This is a genomic window from Christiangramia marina, assembly GCF_048285865.1.
GTDB classification, from domain to species: domain Bacteria; phylum Bacteroidota; class Bacteroidia; order Flavobacteriales; family Flavobacteriaceae; genus Christiangramia; species Christiangramia marina.
In genome coordinates, this window is record NZ_JBLVTK010000001.1 from 700,619 (window position 1) to 705,254 (window position 4,636).

Here is a 4,636-nt window from a genome sequence, read left to right on the forward strand (position 1 = left end):
TAGAGGCCCTACACTGCACTATATCTTATATAAAAATAATGATGAAGTGGCTCAAATCTATAGACTGGCTCCTGATCCTGTTTTTAATCGTACTTGCCATTATTGCGAGTGTTATTATTTCTGAATGGAATTCTATTGTAGATTTTTGTCATGACATCATTTAAGTTTGATAGCTTGCTTTTTCTGAAATTCGATTTTGAATTATAAAAAATCTTGCTGAACCTATATGACACACAGGTCTGAAAACCCCAATCCTGAAACAGATCATAACCATGATGAATTTGAAGACAATGAAATAACAGAACTCGTTCCCGCACTATATTCGAAAAGAGTTATTTTCATGTTCTGCCTGCTTTTCTCCACTATCTTTGGAGCAGTTATTCTTATGAGCAACCTGAACAGCGTTAAAGAGAATAAAGGAAAATGGCAGGTATTGCTTTTTGCACTTTTATATACTGCTGGTCATGCTTATACCGTTTTTAATTTTTCTACTACTTACATTGGCTTAATGCTGAATTTAGGTGGCGCTTTGATCCTGACAGAATATTTCTGGAACAGGTATATAGGCATGGAAAGAGAATTTATCCGGAAAAGCTGGACCAAACCAGCGATAGTATCGGCTTTAATTACTGTACCACTTATTGTAGCAGCTGTACTTACTACACAGTAATTTGTTGATCATGGAAACTGGCCTTTTTTCTAGTTGGCTTCAAAAAAATAAAGGATGAATTTTCGGAAATTTCTCACGAACGCATAACTGATCTATTCTTTTACTATGGTATCTCGATCATTGAAATTGCATTAGACCTGATTTTTAAAAAGGGGGATTCTATGAGATATTCCGTGGAAATGATGTGCCTGATCTTCGGATGTTTCCTGTTTACATATTACGGAGATTCTAAAGTGAAAATGTTAAACAAAACCGATAAGTCTGCTAAATGATCTGACTGCCGTGTGGATTTTTGATATATTTAAATAAAAAGAACATTTATGGCTTCAGAAGGAAAGATCGAGATCGAAAGTAAGATAAATGCAAAACTAGACCAGGTTTGGGAACACTGGACTAAGCCTGAACATATTACCAAATGGAACAAAGCCAGTGAAGACTGGTTATGTCCCAATGCTGAAAATGATCTTAAGGAGGGCGGCAAGTTCAAATACAGGATGGAATCTGAAGATGGAAAAGTAGGTTTTGATTTCGCCGGAACTTACAAGGTGGTCAAGGAAAAAGAGAAACTCACTTATGAACTTGAGGATGGTAGAAATGCTGAAGTAACTTTTTCAGAAGAAGATGGGAACGTAATGATCAAAGAGACTTTGGATACAGAAGATCAGAATCCGGTGGATCAACAAGAACAAGGCTGGAAGTCGATCCTTGAAAGTTTCAAGACTTATACAGAAGAGCAATCGTAACGAAAAAAGGCCGGAAAAAATTCCGGCCTTTTTTCATTTTTATTCGATACTTATAACTATTGATCATCCAACTGAACAGCATCGGTATCTGCTCCCATTTTTTTCAAAGTTTTATTGATCTCATCCGTCATTTCAGGCGGTCCGCACACATAGAATTGTTTACTAAGATCAGATATATTGCTTTTCAGAAATTCCTCGTTCAAATAAGCATTTGTATGCTTAGTGTCTTCCTGATCTGTAATTACGTAAGTAGCATTCTCGCCTAACATACTATCCAGCTCCTCTTTCAGAATAATATCCTTGTCGGTCTTATTACTGAAAATTAAATTCATGCCGGCCAGTTTATCTTTCTTCTTAAGATCCCGAAGCATAGAAATATATGGTGTGATCCCCGCTCCTCCGGCAATTATATACCCAGGACCTTTATATTCAATCGCTCCCCAGGTATCTCTTACAATCAGTTCGTCACCTTCCTTTAATTTTGCTAATTGCTCCGTAACTCCATCATGATCTGGATAGATTTTGATGGTAAACTCCAGATGATCGTCTTCGTTTAAACTGGTGAAAGTGAAAGGTCTTTTTTCATCCTTCCACTCTTCCTGATTGATCGAAATTTCTGTTGCGTGTCCCGGTGTAAACTCATAACCTTCGGGTTTTTCGACAATAAATTGTTTTACATCATGTGTTACCTGCCCAATCGATTTGATCTTCACTACCTTTTCCATAAACTTTTTTATTTTCAAGATAGTGGAAATGAGTGCTTGAGTCAAATACGTTAGGTACTGTATGCAATAATTTAACCTTACTTAACGCCTGGGCTTCCGCATTTAAGGAAGTTTAGGAATTGATCTCCTGCATCACTTCTGAAAAAATACGGTACGACCTAAGTCTATCTTCCTGATGGTAGATATGAGAAGCAACAATAACTTCATCAACACCGGTATCCTTCAGAAATTCTTCAGTTTTGTTTTTGATGTGCTGTTTGTCTCCTACAAACGAATATTTCAGCATTCGCTGTAAAGCGGGATTATCGCGAACTTCACGTAATTCAGCATCCATTTCGACCGGTTGTTGCAAGTAATCCAGGTTTCCTGTAAGAACACCCACCATCATTCTAAGCGAACTGGTAGAAAGTTTTTCGGCTTCCTCGTTGGTCTCTGCGGCGGTTACATTGATCCCCGCAATGGTATAAGGCTTTTCGAGATATGCTGAAGGCTGAAATTCCCTGTAATAAATTTCCATTGCCTCAAATAACTGTCCAGGTGCAAAATGACTAGCAAAAACATAGGGAAGCCCCTTTTCTGCTGCTACATGCGCACTATCTGTGCTTGAGCCTAAAATATACATGGGTACGTTAACCCCTTCGGCAACCGTCGCTCTCACTTTTGTTGATTTTGAGCTATTCTTAAAGTAACGCTGAATTTCATCGATCTCATGAGGGAATTTAAAAACAGAATTCATGCGATCACTTCGAATGGCATGAGCAGTAACCTGATCGGTCCCCGGAGCTCTGCCAAGTCCCATATCGATCCTGTCTGGGTACAGAGATCCCAAAGTTCCGAACTGTTCAGCGACAATTAATGGGGAGTGATTTGGCAACATAATTCCGCCACTTCCAATACGAATACTATCTGTTTTGGCAGCGACATGACTCATTAGGACGGTTGTTGCAGAACTCGCGATGCTCACCATATTGTGATGCTCAGCGAGCCAGAGTCTTTTATACCCCAGTTTTTCTCCCTGCTGAGCAAGGTCTACGGTATTTTTGAAAACCTGAGAATGTGAAATATCCTGGCCTACAACTGCGAGGTCCAGAATAGAGTAATTTATATGTTTGGTCATAAATTTAAAATTTGAAGCCTGTATCTCTACAGGCCGGGATTTCGTCTCAACTCTATCCAAAACCTTACAGTGTTCAAACCCGAAGGTGAATCACTGCCTATCTTCTGAAGTGAAAAGTGCAGCTTTTATAATAATGCAGAGTACATTCAATTGCAACGAATATTGAATAGTATATTTTCGTCATGGAATAGACTAGTTGTGGATTCACATGAACAAAATATTCTTACAGACCATAATTAAAAAAAAGCAAATTGGAAAATATAATATTCTTATTAATTATTGCCCTATCATTTGATAATCTTAGAACTCAGGATATTATACATATGCCAATAGGGAAACTTTGATGAGATACAAAAGAATGCTTATTATAAACCTTCATTCGATTAAATCCAGCTATTTTCAGATATTTAGAAAAATCAAAATTATATATTAGACATTCAGATCATCAAGACTTTCTGAAAGAGGGCTCGATACATTGATCGCATGTTTGGCGAGCTTGCTTAGACCTCGTCTAAAAATAAAAGAATTGCTGGGAACTTAAACCTTCTAGAGTACTGGACAAAGATCAAAAGGTCTCTATGGAAATAGATTAGAATTTACCAAAACATATAATTTTTCAAAGGTTATAATAAAAGAACAACATTAGCAATCAATATGAAAACAAAACTAATAGTATGCTTTCTGTTTTTCTCTTTAAAAGGTTTTTGTCAAACAGATAATACTGGCTTAATAGAAAAAATTGTTAATTCGATTGGGAGTGACACTGAAGTTCACAAAGAACTTCTCCCTTGGGAAGATTTTATGGACTTAAATTTACTAACTGAAAAAAGTCTTGAATTTAACTGGAATGTAGTGAACGAAGAACAAATAGAAACTCAATTTCGGGAATTCATTAAGTGTTGTGATTTGGAAGTTTTAAGGAAAGAAGCTCTTAATACATCAAGGCAAAAGCTTCCCATAATAAGAGATGAGTCTTCAATTTATAATAATTTTAGAAAATCGACTAAGCTTACAATTTCTAAACCATTATTTTGTAATAATAGGAATTGGGGATTAATTTGCACTTCATATGTTACGACTATGCCTTCAAATGAAAAAATCGAAAGTAGCTATCTTAGAATATACCAACGGAACGACGATGGATGGATTTTAATAAAATCAATACAGTTAGGATTCAATTAGGATTAAAATTTATATCATGATAAAAAAGCCGGAGCTATAGCTCCGGCTTTTTTTAAGATGTTTCCGGAATCCACCATTAGTAGATACCATTTAAGAGCAGATTACATTTAATAGTTACTATGCTTTTTCAGTTTTGAAATTTACGCTGAAAAACTAAAAAACCCCTGTTATATCAGGGGTTTACATTCTCAGTACTCGA

General features: G+C 36.5%; 5 protein-coding genes. 3 read left to right on the forward strand and 2 right to left on the reverse strand.

The window, feature by feature from the left end; genetic code table 11:
* Positions 1 to 226 precede the first annotated feature (226 nt).
* Positions 227 to 670, forward strand: coding sequence for a hypothetical protein (locus tag ACNKXS_RS03255; protein ID WP_417919597.1), 444 nt, complete (start codon positions 227 to 229; stop codon positions 668 to 670).
* 320 nt (positions 671 to 990) lie between these two features.
* Positions 991 to 1,413: an SRPBCC domain-containing protein gene (locus ACNKXS_RS03260; RefSeq protein WP_417919598.1), complete on the forward strand. Its 423-nt coding sequence runs from the start codon at positions 991 to 993 to the stop codon at positions 1,411 to 1,413.
* Positions 1,414 to 1,469: 56 nt separating this feature from the next.
* Here ACNKXS_RS03260 and ACNKXS_RS03265 read toward each other — a convergent pair whose 3' ends face one another.
* Both ACNKXS_RS03265 and ACNKXS_RS03270 read right to left on the reverse strand, forming a co-directional pair.
* Positions 1,470 to 2,138 carry an FAD-binding oxidoreductase gene (locus ACNKXS_RS03265; RefSeq protein WP_417919599.1) on the reverse strand — a complete coding sequence of 223 codons (669 nt, stop codon included), beginning with the start codon at positions 2,136 to 2,138 and terminating at the stop codon, positions 1,470 to 1,472.
* 112 nt (positions 2,139 to 2,250) lie between these two features.
* Complete coding sequence (locus ACNKXS_RS03270; protein WP_417919600.1) at positions 2,251 to 3,255, reverse strand: LLM class flavin-dependent oxidoreductase; 1,005 nt, start codon at positions 3,253 to 3,255, stop codon at positions 2,251 to 2,253.
* A 654-nt stretch (positions 3,256 to 3,909) separates the two neighbouring features.
* Here ACNKXS_RS03270 and ACNKXS_RS03275 point away from each other — a divergent pair.
* Positions 3,910 to 4,437, forward strand: coding sequence for a hypothetical protein (locus ACNKXS_RS03275; protein WP_417919601.1), 528 nt, complete (start codon positions 3,910 to 3,912; stop codon positions 4,435 to 4,437).
* Positions 4,438 to 4,636 lie beyond the last annotated feature (199 nt).

What these genes read in the sequence shown, in the direction of transcription:
- ACNKXS_RS03255 (WP_417919597.1), top strand. Translation starts at nt 227, where the DNA reads ATGACACACAGGTCTGAAAACCCCAATCCTGAAACAGATCATAACCAT.
- ACNKXS_RS03260 (WP_417919598.1), top strand. Translation starts at nt 991, where the DNA reads ATGGCTTCAGAAGGAAAGATCGAGATCGAAAGTAAGATAAATGCAAAA.
- ACNKXS_RS03265 (WP_417919599.1), bottom strand. Translation starts at nt 2,138, where the DNA reads ATGGAAAAGGTAGTGAAGATCAAATCGATTGGGCAGGTAACACATGAT.
- ACNKXS_RS03270 (WP_417919600.1), bottom strand. Translation starts at nt 3,255, where the DNA reads ATGACCAAACATATAAATTACTCTATTCTGGACCTCGCAGTTGTAGGC.
- ACNKXS_RS03275 (WP_417919601.1), top strand. Translation starts at nt 3,910, where the DNA reads ATGAAAACAAAACTAATAGTATGCTTTCTGTTTTTCTCTTTAAAAGGT.